At 60.2% G+C, this 20448-nt stretch carries 18 protein-coding genes; 13 read left to right on the plus strand and 5 right to left on the minus strand.

Annotation, left to right across the window (positions count from 1 at the left end):
- Positions 1-1530 carry an ABC transporter substrate-binding protein gene (locus tag ACVDG9_RS08150; RefSeq protein ID WP_055659066.1) on the minus strand — a complete coding sequence of 510 codons (1530 nt, stop codon included), beginning with the start codon at positions 1528-1530 and terminating at the stop codon, positions 1-3.
- Positions 1531-1580: 50 nt separating this feature from the next.
- Positions 1581-3140 carry a phytoene desaturase family protein gene (locus tag ACVDG9_RS08155; protein WP_447238296.1) on the minus strand — a complete coding sequence of 520 codons (1560 nt, stop codon included), beginning with the start codon at positions 3138-3140 and terminating at the stop codon, positions 1581-1583.
- A gap of 120 nt (positions 3141-3260) precedes the next feature.
- Here ACVDG9_RS08155 and ACVDG9_RS08160 point away from each other — a divergent pair, with 120 nt between their 5' ends.
- From ACVDG9_RS08160 to ACVDG9_RS08180, 5 genes are read left to right on the plus strand one after another with little or no spacing between them, the layout of a single operon-like run.
- On the plus strand, positions 3261-4052 hold the full coding sequence (locus ACVDG9_RS08160; protein ID WP_447237714.1) for a cyclase family protein: 792 nt from the start codon (positions 3261-3263) through the stop codon (positions 4050-4052).
- Between the two features lie 10 nt (positions 4053-4062).
- Positions 4063-5619 (plus strand): phytoene desaturase family protein, encoded by a 1557-nt coding sequence (locus ACVDG9_RS08165; RefSeq protein WP_055659068.1) that lies wholly within the window; start codon positions 4063-4065, stop codon positions 5617-5619.
- Entirely contained in the window at positions 5616-6110 is a 495-nt protein-coding gene (locus ACVDG9_RS08170; RefSeq protein ID WP_022997707.1) for a MarR family winged helix-turn-helix transcriptional regulator, read from the plus strand. The genes ACVDG9_RS08165 and ACVDG9_RS08170 overlap by 4 nt, the downstream gene beginning before the upstream one ends.
- A 23-nt stretch (positions 6111-6133) precedes the next feature.
- On the plus strand, positions 6134-8284 hold the full coding sequence (locus ACVDG9_RS08175; protein ID WP_447237715.1) for a thiamine pyrophosphate-dependent enzyme: 2151 nt from the start codon (positions 6134-6136) through the stop codon (positions 8282-8284).
- On the plus strand, positions 8284-9834 hold the full coding sequence (locus ACVDG9_RS08180; protein WP_447237716.1) for an indolepyruvate oxidoreductase subunit beta family protein: 1551 nt from the start codon (positions 8284-8286) through the stop codon (positions 9832-9834). Before ACVDG9_RS08175 ends, ACVDG9_RS08180 begins: the two co-directional genes overlap by 1 nt.
- Positions 9835-10137: 303 nt before the next feature.
- Here the strand turns inward: ACVDG9_RS08180 and ACVDG9_RS08185 are convergent, their stop codons facing one another.
- Positions 10138-11271, minus strand: a complete 1134-nt coding sequence (locus ACVDG9_RS08185; RefSeq protein ID WP_447237717.1) for an aminotransferase class V-fold PLP-dependent enzyme — start codon at positions 11269-11271, stop codon at positions 10138-10140.
- Between the two features lie 243 nt (positions 11272-11514).
- On the opposite strand from ACVDG9_RS08185, the gene ACVDG9_RS08190 reads away from it, so the two are divergent.
- The 7 genes from ACVDG9_RS08190 (at position 11515) to ACVDG9_RS08220 (ending at position 17962) form a co-directional block, all read left to right on the plus strand.
- The gene (locus ACVDG9_RS08190) at positions 11515-12222 is read left to right on the plus strand and encodes a GntR family transcriptional regulator (protein WP_035909717.1); all 708 of its coding nucleotides are present in this window, start codon (positions 11515-11517) and stop codon (positions 12220-12222) included.
- Between the two features lie 30 nt (positions 12223-12252).
- Positions 12253-13341, plus strand: coding sequence for a cupin domain-containing protein (locus ACVDG9_RS08195; protein ID WP_022997702.1), 1089 nt, complete (start codon positions 12253-12255; stop codon positions 13339-13341).
- A 74-nt stretch (positions 13342-13415) separates the two neighbouring features.
- A complete protein-coding gene (locus ACVDG9_RS08200; RefSeq protein ID WP_022997701.1) occupies positions 13416-14618 on the plus strand; it encodes an ABC transporter substrate-binding protein in 1203 nt (400 codons plus the stop codon).
- A gap of 17 nt (positions 14619-14635) precedes the next feature.
- Positions 14636-15409, plus strand: coding sequence for an ABC transporter ATP-binding protein (locus ACVDG9_RS08205; protein WP_022997700.1), 774 nt, complete (start codon positions 14636-14638; stop codon positions 15407-15409).
- Positions 15406-16125, plus strand: coding sequence for an ABC transporter ATP-binding protein (locus tag ACVDG9_RS08210; protein ID WP_447237718.1), 720 nt, complete (start codon positions 15406-15408; stop codon positions 16123-16125). Before ACVDG9_RS08205 ends, ACVDG9_RS08210 begins: the two co-directional genes overlap by 4 nt.
- Positions 16122-17012 (plus strand): branched-chain amino acid ABC transporter permease, encoded by an 891-nt coding sequence (locus tag ACVDG9_RS08215; protein ID WP_022997698.1) that lies wholly within the window; start codon positions 16122-16124, stop codon positions 17010-17012. Before ACVDG9_RS08210 ends, ACVDG9_RS08215 begins: the two co-directional genes overlap by 4 nt.
- Positions 17012-17962, plus strand: coding sequence for a branched-chain amino acid ABC transporter permease (locus ACVDG9_RS08220; RefSeq protein ID WP_022997697.1), 951 nt, complete (start codon positions 17012-17014; stop codon positions 17960-17962). The genes ACVDG9_RS08215 and ACVDG9_RS08220 overlap by 1 nt, the downstream gene beginning before the upstream one ends.
- 16 nt (positions 17963-17978) lie before the next feature.
- On the opposite strand, the gene ACVDG9_RS08225 is transcribed toward ACVDG9_RS08220, so the two are convergent.
- Entirely contained in the window at positions 17979-18437 is a 459-nt protein-coding gene (locus ACVDG9_RS08225; RefSeq protein WP_447237719.1) for an Lrp/AsnC family transcriptional regulator, read from the minus strand.
- 113 nt (positions 18438-18550) lie between these two features.
- On the opposite strand from ACVDG9_RS08225, the gene ACVDG9_RS08230 reads away from it, so the two are divergent.
- Positions 18551-19753 carry a methionine gamma-lyase gene (locus tag ACVDG9_RS08230; protein ID WP_296599730.1) on the plus strand — a complete coding sequence of 401 codons (1203 nt, stop codon included), beginning with the start codon at positions 18551-18553 and terminating at the stop codon, positions 19751-19753.
- A 206-nt stretch (positions 19754-19959) separates the two neighbouring features.
- Here ACVDG9_RS08230 and ACVDG9_RS08235 read toward each other — a convergent pair whose 3' ends face one another.
- Complete coding sequence (locus ACVDG9_RS08235; RefSeq protein ID WP_022997694.1) at positions 19960-20442, minus strand: Lrp/AsnC family transcriptional regulator; 483 nt, start codon at positions 20440-20442, stop codon at positions 19960-19962.
- Between the last annotated feature and the right edge of the window lie 6 nt (positions 20443-20448).

Genomic DNA, 20448 nt, shown 5'->3' on the forward strand with positions numbered 1-20448 from the left:
TTAGGAACGCGTCATCAACGCAGGCAGCAGCGCGCCGGAAGCGTGCGGCGTGACCTTGACCTTGTCGCTGTGCAGGATCGGCTGGACATACTGCAGGAGCGGAATGACCAGTGCATTTTCTGCAATGTGGCGATCGACTTCCTTCCAGCCTTCGATGCGCTTGTCCTCGTCAGCCTCGCCCCAAAGCGGCAGGATCTTCTGCATCAGCTCTTCGCCATCCCAGACGGAGTGAGGCGAAGGGCCGAACATGGCAAAGCCGGTCGAAGTGGTCGGGTCGCCAATGGCATTGCCCCAGTTGTAGAAGGCTGCCGGGGCCAGCGTATCGGCCGCGCGCAATTCGTAATGCTTCGCGATTTCGTAGACTTCGATTTCCGCCTCGATGCCGATCTTGCGCCACAAGCCGACGATGGCCTGAATGATCTCGTAGTCCTTCGGCTTGAAGCCGCGGGTTGTCTGGATCTTGAACTTGACCGGATTGTCCGGACCGAAGCCGGATGCCGCCAGCAGTTCCTTCGCCTTGTCCGGGTCGTAGGGAACGGTGATCGAGGCATCATAAGCGGAATAGTCAGGTGTCTGCAGCGTGTCGATGGGCACGCCGTATCCGGACAGGAGACGTTCGATGATGGTCTTCTTGTCGATGGAATAGGCCATCGCCTTGCGCACGTTTTCGTCCAGCATCGGATCGACATCGTTGATGAAGATCATGCCGATGTCGGAGATCGGGGCTGCGGTGCCGACGATGCCGTCGTTTTCCTTCAGCCGGTCGAATTCCTCGTAAGGCATTTCCAGCGTGACATGCGCATTGCCCGACATAACCTCGAAGGTGCGGCTGGACGCATCGGTGACGAACTTGATCGTGACCGTCTTGAATTCCGGTGCGCCGCCCCAGTAGTTCTCGTTGGCTTTCAGCCGGACGAAGGCGTTGCGCTCGAACTTGTCGACCATGTAAGGCCCGGTGCCGATCGGCTTGGCCTCGAAGCCGTCTGCGCCGACTTCCTCATAGTATTTCTTCGGCATCACATAGCCGGTCAGGAAGCTCATCCACTTGAAGATGGTCGGCTCGTATTCCTTGACGTCGGCGGTGATCTTGTTGCCGTCGATCTGGAAGTTGCCGACCTTGCCCCAGATGAACTGGATCGGATTGCCCGTGTCAGGGTTACCGGCGCGTTCCAGAGACCAGACGATGTCTTCCGGTGTCAGAGGATCGCCGTTGTGCCAGGTGACGCCTTCGCGCACATCCATCCAGATCTTCGACTTGTCGTCGTTCCAGCCCCAGGCGGTGATGATGCCCGGTGCAAAGCTGAGGTCCGTGTTCTGATGAATGAACATGTCGAACACGGACTGGTAGATGCCCTGGATGGTCGGGTTGACCGCGGACGGGCCGACAGTCGGATCCCAGCTCGGCAGGTTGACGTTATAGGCGATCACCAGTTCTTCGATGTCGCTGGCGAATGCTACCGGTGTTCCGACGGCTGTCAGCAATCCGCTGGCGGCCGCACTTTTAAGCAGTGTGCGTCTTGAAACTCTCATGGTTACTGTTCCCCATTTTACCTCTGGTGCCGGTGCGTTTGTTTTTGTCGCTATCCGGCAAGTTTTTGTGCAAGCAGATATCCGGGCCCTGCGCCGGTTCCCGCACCGGGCCAGACGGCCGCGCCGGTGTGGTAAAGGTTTCCAACCGGCGTCGTTCCGTCGGCAAAGCCGCGTACGGGCCTGAACATGAAATGCTGGGTCAGATGATGGCTTCCGCAGACCTGGTCTCCTCCGACTAGGTTGGGATTGTCCGCCTCCAGCAGGGCGGGCGATACGATATGGCGGCCGAGGATCTTGGCCCTCGTGCCGGGGGCATAACGCTCCAGAATATCGAGTGCGCGTTCGGCGAATGGTTCCGCAGCTTCAGCCCAGTCGGTGGCCGTGATCTTGCCGGCGGCATCCCCCTTGATGGTGCCGGGTGCCATGCGGACCTGAAGCCAGAGAACATGCTTGCCCTCCGGTGCCCGGCTCGGGTCGACGACGGTTGGCTGACCGCAGACAATCACCGGTTCTTCCGGCAGAAGGCCGGCCTGGGCCTGTGCATAGGTTCGTGCCATCTGATCGAGGTCCGGAGCCATATGCACATAGGCGAATTTTTTAAGCTCTTCGCCTGCGGTCCAGTCTGGCAGGGCGTCCATGGCAAGATGAATCATCATCGTGCCCGGCGCATGTGCTGATTTCTTCAGGCCGAGGTCATACCGCGCGTTGCCGGTTTCGCCCGCAAGTTTCAGCAAGGCGGATGGGGCGACGTTGGCGATCACCGCCTTGCGGGCCATGATCTGCCGACCGTCCTTGAGCTGGATGCCGCGTGCCTGTCCATTCTCGACAATCACGCGTGTGACTTCTGCATTGCAGGTCACCGATCCGCCCGAAGCCTCGATCTGCGAAACCATGGCCTTGACGATCGTATCCGCGCCGCCCTGACCCAGGACCATGCCGAAGGCCTGATTGACCATGCCTTCCAGGTAGGGGAACAGCGCGCCGCCTGAAATGTCGGGTGCAAAATCCAGATGCATCCCCCAGGCCGCAAGAAGGGCACGCACCTTCGGCGATGTGAAGGTTGTGTTCAGCCAGTCGCGCGGCGAGGATAGCAGAAAGCGGGCAAGGTCCAGCACGCCGTCCGAACCGCTTTTTCGCCACTCCTTGAACAATATATATGCAAATGCACGTTTTTTTGCCGGACTGCCCAGAAGCGCGAACAAGGTCTCTGCGCGTCCCGGGAATTCCGACGTCAGCGCCCGCCAGACACGTGCGTCTTCCGGGCAGATCTTTTCGATTCGCGAAGCCGTGATTTCCAGGTCGTTGCTGACGCCAAGCCAGGTGCCGTCCGGAAAAACGGAAGAGAAACAATCGGATGCTGGTGCGAAAGCCAGGCCGTGGCTGCCCAGTTCCTCGGAGTATTGCTTGAAGAAGGCGGAACCTGCAAACAGGGAAAGGTTCATGGCCGCCCAGTCGTGGCGGTAGCCGGGTAGCGTGTACTCGCCCGATTTGACCGCACCGCCAGGTTCCCCCGCGCGCTCGAAGACACCGACTTTCCAGCCTTGAGCTGCAAGATGAACAGCGCAGGCAAGGCTGTTATGCCCGCTGCCGATAATGACGCCGTCCAACACCTCGGTCACGATCAATCCCCTCCGTCGTTCGCAGAAGATAATTGCAAATACAAATAAATCTGTCTAGCATTGAATTGTGATAACGAGCCGACAGGCCACAGAGGTACAGAGGGAACGATTATGTCTGCACAGAGCGCGCTCAGCGGGCTTGGAGCTAAACTCCTGTCCGGAGAAGTGGAAGTGGTGGATTGCACGGGCGTTCTGGGTCCGAATACGCCGATCCTGCAACTTCCGCCTGATTTTGCAAAGAATACGCCGAAGGTCGAGATCCACAAGATCAGTGAATATGACGCCGACGGTCCTTTCTTCGCCTGGAACTGGATGGTTCTGGGGGAACACTCCGGAACGCATTTCGATGCGCCGCATCACTGGATTACCGGGAAGGACTACAGCGACGGCTTTACGGACACGCTGGATGTGCAGCGTCTGATTGCGCCGGTCAATGTGATCGACTGTTCCAAGGAAAGCGCTGCTGATCCTGATTTTCTGCTGACTGCGGATTTGATCAAGGCCTGGGAAGCCGAGCACGGCGAGATCGGTGCCGGTGAGTGGGTCGTGATGCGCACCGACTGGGACAAGCGCGCCGGCGATGAAGCCGCGTTCCTCAATGCCGACGAAGCGGGCCCGCACAGCCCCGGACCGACACCCGATGCCATTGAATACCTGCTGTCGAAGAAGATCGTAGGCTGGGGCAGCCAGTGCATCGGCACTGATGCCGGTCAGGCCGGTGGCATGGAGCCGCCGTTCCCGGCACATAACCTGTTGCACAGGGACAATTGCTTCGGTCTGGCATCGCTTGCCAATCTCGACAAGCTGCCGGCGAAGGGGGCGATCCTGATTGCCGCTCCGCTGAAAATCGAACGCGGTACTGGTAGCCCTATCCGGGCACTGGCTCTGGTTCCGAAAGCCTGAGGCGTTCGAAATGGCCGCTCCGCACGTAATCGTCGGCTCCGGTATAAATGCCCTCGTCGCGGCAGCAATGCTGTCGCGCAGAGGGGAGCCGGTTCTGCTTCTGGAACGCTCAGACGTCCTTGGCGGCTGTATGCGGACAGAGGAAATCACGCTGCCCGGATTCCGGCACGATGTGATGGCGGCCACCTTCGTTCTTTTCATAACCTCACCTGCCTATGCGGAGTTGGCGGAAGATCTTGGCCGGCATGGTCTTGAATTCTGCCACACGCCGCATCCGACCGCCGTTTTACGGCCGGGAGGGGAGGCGCTGAAGCTGACGATGGACCGCGCGGCCAACATTGCCGCCTTCGAAGCCCTAGCGGCAGGTGACGGCAAGCAGCATGCGGCCGACGTCGGCGGTATCGAGGCCGACGCGGAGTTTCTGTTTGCCTTGCTGGGCAGCCCGCTCTGGTCCGGCAAGATGGCGCGCCTGATGCTCGCCCAAGCCTGGAAACGTGGTCTTGGCGGATTGAAGGCGTGGCTCGGTGCCTGCCTGCAGCCGGCTCGTGGCTGGCTGGAAGGGAACTATCATTGCGAAACCCTGCAGGCGCTTTGGGCGCCCTGGGTCCTGCACACTGGCTTGACGCCGGAAAGTACCTATTCGGGTCAGATGGGCCGGGTGATTGCTTTTGCGCTGGAAGCTGCCGGGGCACCAGTGGCCAAGGGCGGCTCCGGCTCCGTGCCGGAGGCGTTCCGAAAATTGATTGAGGCCAAGGGTGGCAAGATCCGCACCGGTGTCGATGTCGAACGTGTCCTGGTGAAGGACGGCAAGGCAGTCGGCGTCGAAGCGGCAGGCGGTGAAACCATCAAGGCGCGGTCGGTGATTGCCTCCGTCACGCCAACGCAGCTCTATCAGCGGCTTTTGAAGCAGGAAGCACTCCCGGAAGCCACGCAGAAATACCGCTACGGCCGCGGCAATTTCCAGCTTCACTATGCTCTGGACGGTGATCCGGACTGGATCGTCGAAGGGCTTGAGGATGTTGCGCTGATCCATCTTGCGGACGGCATCGACAGTGTTTCCAAGTCCGCCAACGAGGCCGAGCGGGGTCTTCTGCCTGAAGTTCCCACGATATGTGTTGGCCAGCCGCATCGTCTGGACCCCTCAAGGGCGCCGGAAGGCAAGGGGGTCCTGTGGCTTCAGGTCCCTGACGCTCCGCGCAGGATCAAGGGCGACGCTGCGGGCAAGATAGAGACCGGTCCGGAATGGACCGAAGCAACCCGGGAGGCCTTTGCCGACCGGCTTGAAGAAATCCTGAAGCGGCATATCCGCAACTTCGATCAGATCAAGCTTGCACGGCGGGCTTATTCGCCAGCGGATCTGAACGACATCAATATCAATCTGGTCGGTGGTGATCCCTATGGCGGGGCCTGCAGCATCGATCAGTTTTTCATCTGGCGCCCCTTTGCTCATTCCGTTAATAGCGCCACCCAAATCCGGAACCTGCACATGATCGGCGCTTCGACCCATCCGGGGCCGGGGCTCGGTGGCGGGTCCGGCTACAATCTGGCGAAATGGATGGGTGCATGAGCAACGAGGATCGGACGGACGTCATCACGGAAGAAGCACGTGTGCAGCGGCTTGGCGAAATTGGGCTGGAGAATTTCCCGCCCTATCTGATGAACCGTATCATGGGCCGCTACAACGCGGCGCTGCGTGACGAAATGGCCAATCTGGGCCTGACGACACCCAAGATGCGTACCCTTGCCGTCTTGTCCGTGATCGACGGCCTGCTGATCCGGGAACTTGCCATTTATGCGGTCGTCGAAGTGTCGACGCTCAGCCGGGCGTTGGACGCACTGGAACGGGACGGGCTTGTCCGGCGCGTTGCCGACAAGGACGACAGCCGTGCCGTCCGCATTCATCTGACGCCCAAGGGGCGCGACACGCATGAGCAGCTCTGGCCGCATCTGGCTGGTGCATACCGGCAGATGTTCAAGGGCATCAGCGACGCGGACCAGCGGGCCTTCGTCGCCACGCTGCAGGCAATTTTGAAGAACGTGCGCAAGCACCCGATATGAGTTGATCGCGTAAGGAGGGGCCGATGGCCGAAAGGTCGTTCAAGGCTGAGGTAGAGCATCTTCGCAAGGGAACAGGAGACACCTTCACGGGTGAGGGTATTCTGGCCATCACCAAGGCACTCCTGGAAAACGGTGTCGGCTATGTCGGCGGCTATCAGGGGGCGCCGATCTCCCATCTGATGGATGTGCTGGCCGATGCGGAGGATCTTCTGGGCGAACTCGGCATCCGTTTCGAGGCCAATGCCTCGGAAGCTGCTGCCGCCGCCATGCTGGCTGCCTCCGTGCATTATCCCATTCGTGGTGCCGTCACCTTCAAGGGCTCTGTCGGCGTCAATGTCGCTTCCGATGCGCTCGCCAACCTGGCCTCGTCCGGCGTCAACGGCGGTGCGCTTGTCATCGTCGGCGAGGATTACGGCGAAGGCAGTTCCATCATGCAGGAGCGTTCCTACGCCTTTGCCATGAAATCCCAGTTCTGGCTGCTCGACCCGCGCCCGAACCTGGCATCCATCGTCAAATCCGTTGGCGACGGCTTTGCCCTGTCGGAAGCCAGCAATTCGCCTGTCATGCTGATGGTGCGCATCCGCTCCTGCCATGTCACTGGCCGGTTCGAAACCCGGGACAACGTTCCGCCGCCGCTGTCCGTGCGCGACGCGCTTTCCAGTCCGATGCGCGATTTCAAGCGCGTTGTCCTGCCGCCGATGTCCTATGCGCATGAGCATGACAAGATCGACAACCGCTGGCCTGCTGCTGAAAAGTTCATTCTGGAAAATCGTCTGAACGAGCATTTCGGCCCGGAAGAGGGCAAGGTCGGGATCGTCTGTCTCGGCGGTATCTACAACAGCGTTATCCGCGCGCTGCAACGGTTGGGACTTGCCGATATCAGCGGGAACACATCCATCCCGCTTCATGTGCTCAACGTCACCTATCCTCTGGTGAAATCCGAACTGCTTGAATTCTGCGCCGGCAAGGAAGCCGTGCTGATGGTCGAGGAAGGCCAGCCGGAGTTTATCGAGCAGCAGCTCGGGGCGATGCTCTACAAGGAAGGCCGGACGACGAAGCTGGAAGGCAAGGGTATTTTCCCGCGTGCGGGTGAATACACCGGCCAGATCATGCTCGACGGTCTGGATACCTTCGTTCGCCATTACGCGCCCGAGCTTCTGCCGGGCAAGGTGCTGGCACCAAACGCGCCCAAGCCGGAACTGCCGGATCTTTCCAAGACCGTGCCGATCCGTCCGCCGGGTTTTTGCACCGGGTGTCCGGAACGTCCGATCTTTGCCTCGTTGAAGATGGTGGAGCAGGAAGTCGGCCAGCATCAGATCACCGGTGATATTGGCTGCCATTTGTTTGCCTGCCTGCCGCCCTTCGAAATTGGCGGCTCCACCATGGGCTACGGCCTCGGGCCGGCCTCGAACGCGGCCTTTGACGGCGGCGGCGAGAGGCGTGCAATTTCGATCATCGGCGATGGCGGCTTCTGGCATAACGGCCTCAGCACTTCCATCGGCAACATGGTGTTCAACAAGTCCGACAGCGTCGCGATCATCGTCGACAACTATTATTCGGCGGCAACCGGGGGGCAGGACATTCCCTCCAGCCGGGCGAAGAACAAGACCAAGTCGACAAACAACCCGATCACCAAGGCGTTGCAAGGAGCGGGGGTCAAGTGGATCCGGCAGATCGACCGGACCTATGATGTCACCCGGATGCGCGAAACCATTCGCGAGGCACTGACCACCGAGTATGATGGTCCGAAGGTGATCGTCGCGTCCTCCGAATGCATGCTCAACCGCCAGCGCCGGGAAAAGCCCCAGCGCAACAAGGCGATTGCAGGTGGCGAGCGGGTCGAGGTGCCGCGGTTCGGCGTCGATCAGGACGTCTGCACTGGCGATCACGCCTGCATCCGTCTGTCCGGATGTCCGTCACTTTCGCTGAAGAAACTGGATGACCCGCTGCGGGATGATCCGGTGGCACATATCGACCAGTCCTGCGTGGGCTGTGGCAACTGCGGTGAAGTCGCCGACGCGGCCATCCTGTGTCCGTCCTTCTATGAGGCGAAAGTGGTTCACAACCCGACAGGCTTTGAAGCCTGGTATGCGGGGCTTCGCACAAGGATCATTTCCTGGCTGCAGACACGGCGGGCCGGCTCCCGTCTGACCTTTACCGGGGAGGGCGTGTGATGTCGCTTTCATTGCCACTGGAAGCCAGACCGGCAGATCCGGCACTCGAAGGGATCATCAAACTCGCCATCCTGGCCGTTGGCGGTCAGGGCGGCGGCGTTCTGACCAACTGGATCGAGGGCCTGGCCAGGTCGCAAGGCTATCATTGCCAGGCAACGAGCGTGGCCGGTGTCGCCCAGAGAACCGGTGCGACCATCTACTACATGGAGATGGCGCCGGGCGATGTCGCGGCCCCCGTCTTTTCGCTCGCGCCATCTGCTGGCGATGTCGACATTATCATTGCCGCGGAAATGATGGAGGCCGGGCGTGCGATCATTCGCGGTTTCGTGACCCCCGATCGCACCACGCTGATCGCTTCGACCCACCGCATGCTTGCGGTCTCCGAGAAAACCGTGCCGGGCGACGGCATGGCGTCCTCGGAGGAGGTAAAAGCGGCAGCAGAACTGGCAGCACAGAAGCTTGTTCTGGCTGATATGGATACGGCTGCCCTGAAAGTCGGATCCGTGATTTCCGCTTCGCTTTTTGGCGCACTGGCTGGCTCCGGCGCTTTGCCCTTCGAACGGGCGGCTTTTGAAGAGGCCATTCGCGCTGGCGGCAAGGGCGTTGAGGCAAGCCTCAGGGCTTTCGCCGCAGGCTACGATCTTGCGAAAAATGGCGAAGAGCCGAAGGTTGAAGCCGCAAAACCCGCCAGGCAGGAAATTGTCAGACCGGCCGGGCCGGATATGGCGCAGAAGGCCTGGGCATCTCTGGAAGCAAAGGTCGCGGCTCTGCCGGAGCCTGTTCGCGAGATGGCGCGGGCGGGGCTGCAGAAAGTCGTCGATTTCCAGGATACCGACTATGGGGCGGAGTATCTCGGCAGGCTGGAAAGTCTCGTCAGCCGGGATAGCGAGGAGAAGGATTACGAACTCTCCCGCGAGGCTGCCAAGTACATCGCCAACGCAATGGCCTATGACGATGTCATTCGGGTTGCTGACCTGAAGACGCGGTCGCAGCGTTTCGACCGGATTGAAACGGAAATGCAGGTGAAGGACGGCAAGCTGATGCATCTGACCGACTATCTTCACCCGCGTGCGGAAGAAATCGTCGGTCTGCTGCCGGAAAAGATGGGCCGGAAGATGGAGAACGATCCGGTCTGGATGAACCGCATCGACCGCTGGTTCAACCGTGGCCGCCGTATCCGCACCGACAGCCTGCGCGGCTTTGCAATGCTCTATTTCCTTGGTGGTTTGCGCGGCTGGCGCCGCAAGACCTTGCGCCACCGGATGGAGCAGGATCATCTGGAAAGCTGGCTGAAGATGGTCTCCGGTTACCTGCCGGACCGCTATGCCATGGCCGTGGAAACCCTGCGCTGCCGCAGGCTTATCAAGGGCTATTCCGACACCCATGCACGAGGCCTGTCGAAATTCGACAAGGTTCTGGCCGGCGCAAGGATGGTGGAAAACCGGAACGATGGTCCTGAATGGGTTGCCCGCCTGCGTGAAGCTGCCCTCAAGGATGAAAAAGGCACGGATCTCGATGGGGCGCTGAAGACAGTCGAGAGCTTCGTTTGAGGGAAGGGTGTCCCGGAACTCAATGACGGGACATACCCTTCGATTATCCCCCTGGCGAGCATAGCGGGACCCGGGGGCCTGTCCATTTCCAGAGTAACTGGGCTTCAAGACCGGTTCTCGTGAGATTGATGACGAAGCAGGCGGGGCGATACTTCGGGCGTTTTCGGGTCGGGCGGACTGTGCAGCCCATCCGTCGAGACAACGTTCCGCGCTGCTACACCCACACCCTCATCCTGAGGAGGCCGTCAGGCCGTCTCGAAGGATGGGCCGCTTGTGCTGGCTCCGGCGAAACGGCCTCCCGGCTCATCCTGCCAGTGCCTTCCCCAGTTCCACCACGACTTCGCGTGTGGCCTCTTCGCTCGTCTGGATGCCGGGGGAGAGCCGGAGGGTTGCGCCGCGGGTATCTGCGGAAAATCCGGCAACACGCAGATGGTTCAGCACCTGCACGGCTTGTTCTGGCGAAGCAAGTCCGAACATGAGACTGCCGCCACGATCTTCTTCTGATCTCGGTGTGAGCAGCTTCAGTCCAAGGTCATCCGCGCCATCGATCAGGATGCCGCAAAGGTGCCGGTTGCTGCGCAGGATGGACTCCCTGTCGGCGCTGGCATGCCACTTCAGGGCGGGCACAGAGGCGGCCGCAGGCATGATCGACGGGGTGCCGTTGTCGAAGCGGCGGATGTCAGAGGCATATTCGAAGGCGTCGATATCCCAGTTGAACGGGTTGTCCTGGCTGAACCAGCCGCACAGCTCCGGCCTGCAATCCCGGATCAGGTCCGGGTGGACATACAAGATGCCGGCTCCTGGCGTGCCACACATCCATTTGAGACTGGTCGAAACCACAAAATCCACGTTCGGTGCCTCAACCGAATAGGGCAGGAGTCCTGCGGCCTGGGTGATGTCCACGCCAATGATGCTGCCCATCGAGCGGCCATGGTCAACGAGGGGTTCCAGATCCGAGCGTCTTGAGGTTGTGGAGCTGACCCAGGTGATCAGGCACAGCGCGACATCGCGGTCCCACTCGGCGATCATGTCTTCGTCAGCGACGAAATTTGCGCCCTGACGGGCCCGCACGGTTACCAGCTCGAAGCCGAGCCGTTCCTGCAGGCGGGTGAGAAGAAAGTGGTTGGAAGGGAAACAGTCTGCGGCCACCAGCACCTTGCGGCCACGCAGCAGGCCGTCCGGCAGCGCCCGCATGACCATGTCGACGCCCTGGGTCACGTTCTCGCAGGTCGTGGCGGACCCGGCGGGTGCATCGATGATCGCGCGCCAGTAATCGATGAACTCTCCGCGCTTGCCGAGCAGATAGGGCCACTGCTGATCGTTCGGAGCACTCCAGACGGCGGCCAGCTCCGCCATCGCGGCGCTCAATCCGGCTTCCTTGCCGGGATACTGGCCGATGGAATGATAGAGGAAGTAGCCGTCTTCCCTGGTCGTCATGCGGTCCCCCGAAATGTCGTTTCCTTCGGTCAATCGGAGTGTTGAAACAGATCCGTTTCCGTCTCAAACACGCTATTGACCCTCACCGGAATATTCGTATACAGTTTTTGAGATAGTTCAAGCTTAAAGGACTTTTCAAATGCCTGAAAATGGGTTGAATAGGCTGAGTGTCTGTTTGGGCTTGAATTGTTCTGTATACGGATTTGCCGTGGTGACGCGGTTCTTGACAAGGGAGGCTTGCCGGTGACAGCAGGAAAATCAACCGCCTCCACTTCGGGTGCACAAAGTACCAGCGGACAGATCCACGACCTGCTCATGGGGCGCATCCAGCGCGGGGAACTTGGTCAGGATATCCGCCTTGTCGACACCGCCGTGGCGGCCGAATTCGGCGTTTCCCGCATGCCGGCCCGTGATGCCCTGATGCGTCTTGCCCATGAAGGCTATCTGGAGCCGACAACGCGGGGCTTTGTGCTTCCGCGTCTCGACCACCGGGAAATTCTGGAAATTTTCGATCTGCGACGTCTTCTTGAGCCGCGGGCAGCCGCCATGGCAGCGCTCAGCCTGTCGCAAGACGAGTTGAAGGGACTGGACGACATCCTCAAGGATGCGGGTTCGGCTATGGCGGCGGGGGATACCGAGCATTTGCATCGGGCCTGCGAGATTTTCCGCAACAGCTGGATTGCCGCCGTGCCGAATGTTTCGTTGCGCAAGGCGCTGCAGCGCTACATGACCCAGGTGCAGGCCGTGCGCCTGATGACCTTTGCCCATCAGGCGAACCATCCGTTGATCGTTGCCGGTAACACCCAGCTTTACCAGGCTTTCTGCCGCCGGGACGCGGTTGCCGCAAGCGACCGGATCCTGCGGTTCGTTTTTGAAGGGGAGGCGGCCTACCTCGCAGCACATGAGGATGCCGGCAATCAGAACACAACATCCTCTGCACAGGCAGGCTGAAGCGGGGGTAAAGGGAGCGATGGACAGGACATGACGGAAACCCGCGCGGAAGTCAGACTACCGACCCAGGACCTTGCCAAGGACCTGCCGTTCTTCACCAAGAAGCTGAACATGCGGCTGGACATGATCTATCCGGCCGACAGCCCGGAAATTGCGGTGTTCTCCGGTCACGGCTTGCGCGTGCGGGTGGAAAAGGGTGCAAGCGAAGCACCAGGCACGCTGCGAATTCTGACGGAAAATCCGGATGAATTTGCAGATGGCGAGCGCCTGCTGGTCTCCCCGAGCGGGACACGTGTCGAAATCGATGAACTCAATCCACCGCTGGTGATGCCTGAAACAGAGCACGCCTTCGTGGTGCGCCGTCTGGCAGACCAGGCCCCATGGGTGATCGGCCGGGCGGGCATGTCCTATCGGGATCTTGTGCCGACACGGCTCGGCGGCGCCATGATCGCCTCGCATATCCGGGTTCCGGACGGACCGGTTCCGGACATGGTTCACTTCCACAAGGTCGGGTTTCAGCTGATCTTTTGTGTCCACGGGTGGGTCGATGTTCTTTATGAAGATCAGGGCGGCATGCGCCGTCTGAGGGCTGGTGACTGTTTCATCCAGCCGCCGGAAATCCGTCACCGCGTGATGCACGCAGCCGAAGGAATCGAGGTGATCGAGATCGGCGTCCCAGCCGAGCACATTACCGAGATCGACCACGAGATGACCCTGCCGACGCCCCATGAGCGGCCGGATCGGGAGTGGCAAGGACAGAAATTCGTGCACAGCCTGGCACAGGACGGCGTTTTTGAACCGTTCCGCATTCCGGGTTTTGAGGCACGCGACACCACCATCTGTGACAATACCCGAGGCGTGGCATCTGTTATGGTGGCTCGTCCGGTCGGGGAGGCCTCTCCCTGGACGCGTCATGACTGCGATATTCTATTCAACTTTGTGCTGGCAGGCGAAATGACCCTGGAGGGCGAAGGCAAAGATCCTTACCGCCTGTCTGCCGGAGACGCCTTCGTGATCCCGCCGAACATGGCGACGCGATACGCGGAAGCAACTGCCGACCTGGAACTGCTGGAAGTCAGCCTGCCGGGCCGGTTCGAAACGGAGGTCCTGCGCGACTGAAAAGACAAAGCCTGTCGAGGAGGAAAGAACAGGCTGTGCAGGAGTTCAAGGTCAAGCCATGAGGGGATGACAGCATGAGAAAATTGACGACAATTGTGGCCGCAGCAGCGTTGCTGGGCACGGGCACCGCCGCACTGGCGGACGACACCAAGATCGGTATCCTGATGGACATCACGGGGCCGATCGCCAATTTCATTCCGCCGCTTCAAAATGCAGCCGATCTCGCGGTCAAGCAGGTGAACGAGCAGGGCGGTCTGCTGGGTGGCACGGCAGTTGCCGTCTACGGTGACACCACCGGCACCGCCCAGGGCGCGGTCGACGCTGCCCAGAAGCTGGTGAACGTGGAAAACGTGCCGATCATCATGGGGTCGCTCATGTCTGGCACCACCATTGCCGCTGCCGAAGCTGCAATCATTCCGGCGGGCGTGCCGCAGATCTCGCCGACCGCGACCTCTCCGGCCATGACCTTCCTGGAAGACAACGGACTGGTGTTCCGCATTGTGCCTTCAGACAACTATCAGGGTGAGATCCTCGCCAAGATGGTGATGGACGAAGGTATCAAGAAAGTCGCGCTCACCTTCGTCAACAATGACTATGGCGTCGGTATCGGCGAAACATTCATCGATGCCTACACTGAAGCCGGTGGTGAAATCGTCGCCGAGGCGAAGCACGAAGAAAAGAAGGATTCCTACCGTTCGGAACTTGCAAGCCTGGCCAAGGGTGATGCCGAGGCGCTGGTTGTGATCGCCTATGCCGGCGACAGCGGTGGCAAGATCGTCCGTCAGGCCATTGAAGGTGGCCTCTTCACCAAATTCATCGGCACGGATGGTCTTCGTGACGAACTGCTGATCCAGAACGTTGGCGCAGATGCCCTGAAGACCTCGTTCTTTTCCTCACCGACGTCTCCGGCTGAAAATCCGGCCCAGCAGTCACTGCATGATGCCTTCAACGCCGAATTTGGCGAAGGTGCCGACAAGGCTTTTGTCGACCAGACCTATGACGCAACTTTCCTGGCCCTGCTGGCTGTTGAAAAGGCCGGTTCGACTGACCGCGCAAAGATTGCCGAAGCCCTGAAGGAAGTTGCGATGGCTCCGGGCGAGAAAGTCGGCCCGGGTGAATGGGCAAAGGCGATTGCGTTGATCAAGGAAGGCAAGGACATCGATTACGACGGTGCCAGCGGCTCCGCGGAGTTCGATGAAAACGGCGATGTCGGTGGCTACATCGGCAAGTTCGTCGTGGACGGCGACGGCTACAAGCAAGTCGAAATCGTCGAATAAGCCGACCAGGCGACAGCGTGATTGAGCTGGACAAAATCTGCGTCGATTTTGGTGGTTTGCGGGCTATTGACCATGCAAGCTTCAAGATCGGCGCAGGCCGCATCACCGGCCTGATCGGGCCGAACGGTGCGGGAAAAACAACCGCCTTCAACGTCATTGCAGGTGCAATCCGGCCCAGTGCCGGCCGGGTGCTCCTGGACGGGAAGGACATAACTGCGCTCAAACCCCATCAACGGGCCAAGGCAGGCCTCGCGCGCACCTTCCAGATACCTCACGAATTCGGGCATCTCTCGGTTCTCGAAAACCTGATGGCGTCTGCCTCGGCGCCGGAAGGCGAGAATGTCTTCAACGTGATCTTCCGCCGCGGCCATTACCAGGCCGAGGAGCAGGAAATCTATGAGACCGCGCGGGACACTGTCCGCCTGCTTGAACTGGACCATGTCATCGACGAGAAGGCAGGCAATCTTTCCGGTGGTCAGAAGAAGCTGGTCGAACTCGGCCGCGCCCTGATGCGCAACCCGAAGATCATCCTGCTGGACGAGATCGGGGCCGGCATCAACCGCACGCTTCTGTCCAAGCTGGCGGACAAGATCCTGATGCTGAACCGGGAACGGGGCCTGACCTTCTGCCTCATCGAGCACGACCTCGACTACGTTTCCAAGCTGTGCGACCACGTGCTGGTCATGGCGCAGGGCACGCTCCTGACAGAAGGTTCGGTCGAAGACGTGCGTAACGACGAACGTGTAATCGAGGCCTATTTTGGCGGCGGAAAATACGAGGCGCAGCTATGACCGAGCGACTTTCCGTCACAAACGTCAGCGCCGGCTATGGCGGTCCGCCCATCATCGAAGAGGTCTCGCTGACCGTTGAGCCTGGCGAGATCGCGGTCATTCTCGGGCCGAACGGCGCCGGCAAGTCGACCTTGCTCAAAACCATCTTCGCACTGACCACCGTCTCCGCCGGGTCGATCAAACTTGGCTCGAAGGAACTGGCGGGTTGCAAGACGTCAGCTCTTGTTCCGCTCGGTGTATCGGCAGTGCCTCAGACGAAAAACGTCTTTGCGACCATGTCCGTAGACGAGAACCTTGATGTCGGAACCTATGCAGCTCCACCAAAGGATAAAGCGGCGACGCGCGAACGTGTGCTCTCCCTGTTTCCCGACCTGCGGGACAAGTTGAAACAGCCTGCTGGCGAGCTTTCGGGTGGACAGCGGCAGATGGTTGCCATGGGCCGCGCGTTGATGAGCGACCCGAAGCTGGTGCTGCTGGACGAGCCGACAGCCGGTCTGTCGCCTGCCTATCTGGAGCGGATCTTCGATCTGCTTCTCGACATCCGAAAAACCGGGATCACTATATTGATGGTGGAACAGAATGCCCGCCAGGCTCTGCAGATTGCCGATCACGGCCATATCCTGGTGAACGGGCGAAACTATGCCAGCGGAACCGGCAAGGAGCTGCTGGCGGATGAAGACGTGCGTCGCCTCTTCCTCGGGGGAGCGGCTGCATGATCGAGTTCGTGAATTTCTATCTGTTCCCGGCGCTGGCCATCGGCAGCATCTACGCGCTTGGCGCTGTCGGGATTTCCATGATCTTCGGCATCCTGCGCTTTGCCCATTTTGCACACGGCGATCTGATGACCCTGGGCACTTACGGTGTGCTGGCCATGGCTGCCATCGTCCCGGTCAATCCGCTTCTGCTGATACCCTTCGGCATGGCACTCACGATTGTCTCGGCGCTGCTGGTCGACCGCTATTTCTACAAGCCACTGCGCGAGCTGCCGACCATTTACACGGTGATCTCGTCCTTCGGCATTGCGCTGGTCTTCCGTTCGATCGTTCAGTTGGTCTGGGGTTCTCAAAACCAGGTGTTTTCGACAGGCGTTAAACCGCCGCTGGTCCTGTTCGATACCTTTCGGGTGTCGGTGCTGCATCTGCAGGCGGTGATCTCGACTGCGATAATTGCCGTGCTTCTGCACTACTTCCTGACCGTCACAAGAACCGGCCGGTCCATGCGGGCAGTTGCCGACGATCCGGAACTGGCCGAAGTTTCCGGTCTGGATACCGCCAAGGTCATTCGCTGGACGTGGATCATCGGCGCGGCTCTGGCGGCGATCGCCGGAACCTTTGCCGCTTTGAACACCAGTGCTCACCCCAATCTGGGCTGGAACCTGCTGATGCCTATGTTTGCCGCCGCCATTCTGGGTGGGATCGGCAAGCCGATGGGGGCCATGGCAGGTGGTTTCATCATCGGCCTGGCCGAGGAACTGTCCTCCTATCACTGGATCGGTGACGATGCGCTCATCTCCCCGTCCTACAAAACGGCGGTTGCCTTCGTCCTGATGATCGGCCTGCTCATCTTCCGGCCTCAGGGTCTCTTCAAGGGGAGGTTGCTCTGATGGAACTCACCGGTCTCTTCTTCTATGCGGTCAGTCTTCTGATCCTGGGCGGTATCTACGCAATCCTGTGCCTTGCCCTGAATGTACAATGGGGCATGGGCGGCCTCTTCAACGCCGGTATCGCCGGTTTCTACGGTGTTGGGGCCTATACCTCGGCGATCCTGACAACCGCGGCCTCGTCCAAGCATCTCGGAGGCTTTGGCCTGCCTGTGCCGATTGGATTGATCGGGGCTGCGATACTCGCCGGGCTTGCCGGCTGGGCGGTGGCCAAGATCTGCGTACGTCTCAAGAGCGACTATCTGGCGATGGCCTCCATCGGGATCGCCGAGATCCTGCGGCTCGTCATCGTCAACGAAAGCTGGCTCACCAACGGCAGTCTGGGCCTGTCCCGCATTCCAAGGCCTTTGGCGGACCTCACCACCGGGCGCATGGGGGACATTGTGTTTCTCGGCTTTGTCTGGTTCGTGGTGCTGCTGGTCTATCTGGCAGCCTCGCGCCTGCACGACAGCCCGTGGGGGCGCAGCCTGCGTGCGATCCGCGACAACGAGGCTTCTGCGGCGGCCGTCGGCAAGAACGTCGAGAAATTCAGGATCCAGACCTTCGTTATCGGTTGCGCCATCATGGGGATCGCTGGTGGCCTCTCAGCGCATTATTTCCGCTTCCTGTCGCCCACGGCCACCGATCCGCTATTGGTGACCTTCCTTGTCTGGGTGATGCTGATGGCCGGTGGTTCCGGCAACAACAGGGGGGCCATCCTTGGTGCCTTGACCATCTGGACGCTTTGGTCCGTGACGGAAATCTTCACCAATCGCCTGCCGCCGGAATGGGCGACCCGCAGTTCGTTCATCCGCATGCTGCTGGTGGGTCTGCTTCTGCAGGTGGTGCTGCAGCGATTCCGGTCCGGACTGTTGCCGGAGAAATCGCCGCCAGTGAAATTCCGGCAGGAATAGCAACATTGTTGGCAGGTCAGGCGAGCGGTGGAAACACCGCCGTCTTCTTCACGGTGCCATAAACGAAACTGGTATCGATCGACGCAATGCCGCCGATCGGATGAATGCGGTTGCGGATGAAGGTCTCATAGGCTTCAAGATCCGACACCACCACGCGCAGCTGATAATCCATCGCGCCGGTCAGCACGTGGCATTCCAGAACCTCCTCGATGGTCTGCATCCGACTTTCGAACCGGCGCACATCCTCCTCGTTGTGCCGCTCCAGCCGGATGCGGACGAAGACGGTGATCGGCAGGCCGTAGGCGGCAGCATCCACATCCACCGAAAACCCCTTGATTGTCCCGGAGGCTTCCAGGTTCCGGAGCCGGCGCAAGCAGGGTGAGGGCGACAGGTTGACCGCTTCCGCCAGGTCCTGGTTGGTCATGCGGCCATCCCGCTGCAGCGCACGGATGATCTGTCTGTCTTTCTTGTCCATTTGAAGCTCGATTGGCAGATTATGCTAATAAGAAGGCTATCACTGACACATTTTGAAATCTATCACCCTCATGATTGGATCATATTGCTCAGGCTGAAATCAGGGAGACAGCCATGAGTGCCTACAAGGGTTTTGCCAGCCGTGCGATCCACCTCGCTTACAATCCGCTTGAAAACGAGGGATCTCTGACGCCACCGCTGCATCTGACCTCCACTTTCGTGTTCGAGACGGCGGAAGCCGGCGGCGAGATGTTCGCGGGCGAGCGGGCAGGGCATATCTACAGCCGCATTTCCAATCCGACGCTGGATCTTCTGGAACGCCGCATTGCGGATCTGGAAGGAGCGGAAGCCGGTCTCGCGCTTTCTTCCGGCATGGGCGCGATCACCGCGACCCTTTGGACGCTCGTGGCACCGGGGGACGAGATCATCGTCGACGAAACCCTTTACGGCTGCACCTTTGCCTTTATGCGCCATGGCCTGACCAAGTTCGGCATCAAGATCACCCATGTGGACCTGACCGATCCCGAAAACCTGCGTACCGTCATTTCCGACAAGACCCGGGTTGTCTATTTCGAGACCCCGGCCAACCCGAACATGCGCCTTGTCGACATCAGCCACGTTTCGGAAATCGCCCATGAGGCCGGCGCGACGGTAATCGTCGACAACACCTATGCCACGCCTTATCTCACCCGCCCGATCGAACTAGGCGCCGACCTCGTTCTGCATTCGGCCACCAAGTATCTGGGTGGTCATGGTGACGTCGTGGCCGGTCTGGTTGCCGGACGGGCCGACCAGATCCAGGAGATCCGTCTCGTCGGCATGAAGGACATGACCGGTGCGGTGATGGCCCCGTTCAGTGCCATGCTGATCCTGCGCGGTTTGAAGACGCTTGCCCTGCGCATGGACAGGCACTGTGCGTCCGCGCAGAAAGTCGCCGAATGGCTGCAAGACCATCCGGCGGTCTCAAAGGTCTACTTCCCGGGACTTGAAAGCTTCGAACAGCACGAACTGGCGAACAGGCAGATGAGCCAGCCGGGCGGCATGATTGCCTTTGAACTGAAGGGTGGACTGGAAGCTGGTATTTCCATGATGAATGGCCTGAAGATGATCCAGCGGGCCGTATCCCTGGGCGATGCCGAGACGCTGATCCAGCACCCTGCGTCCATGACCCATTCCACCTACACCCCGGAAGAGCGCGCCGCCCACGGCATCAGCGACGGCCTCGTGCGCCTGTCCGTGGGCCTGGAAGACCTAGATGACATCCTGGAAGACTTGGCGCAGGCCATGCCGCAAGTGCCTGTTGCGGCGGCAGCCTGAGCTCAGTCAACGCCCAGGTTTTTCCAAAGACCACCAGATCCTCTCCTCCTCTCAACCTCATCCTGAGGAAGCGCGAAGCGCTGTCTCGAAGGATGGGCCCCACATTCCGGAGCAAGTGGCCCATCCTTCGAGACGCGCGTGAACGCGCTCCTCAGGATGAGGGAGCGGTGGAAGTGAGAGCCGGGGAACGTGGCGGACAGCCCAAATCAGGGCGTCCGTGCGACACCGGATTTCACGCGCCGTAGCGGAATGGAACTTTCGATGTTGGCGACACCGGGCACCTTGGTCAGCTTTCCGGTCAGGAAGGTTTCGAAGGCGGCGAGCCCGGTGGTTGCCACGCGCAGGAGATAGTCCCGGTTGCCGGTCATCAACCAGCAGTCGACGACTTCCGGAAACGCCTGAATGGCGGCTTCGAACTGGTCCAGGGTGACGTCGATCTGCTTGTCGAGCTGAACGGACACGAAGACCGAAACCTCGTAGCCGAGCTTCACCTCGTCGATCAGCGCGCAATATCCTGTCACGATGCCGCGGTCTTCCAGGTGCCTCAGGCGGCGGGCTGCCGGTGTCGCACTCAGGCCGATGCGTTCGGAAAGATCCTGAATTGAAATTCTGCCGTTCTGGCGTAGCTCTCGCAGGATCTGAATATCAAATGTGTCGAGCGTGTCGGAAATCGCCAAGGAAGGCCTCATTCTTGG

Source organism: Roseibium sp. RP-7 (genome assembly GCF_053005225.1).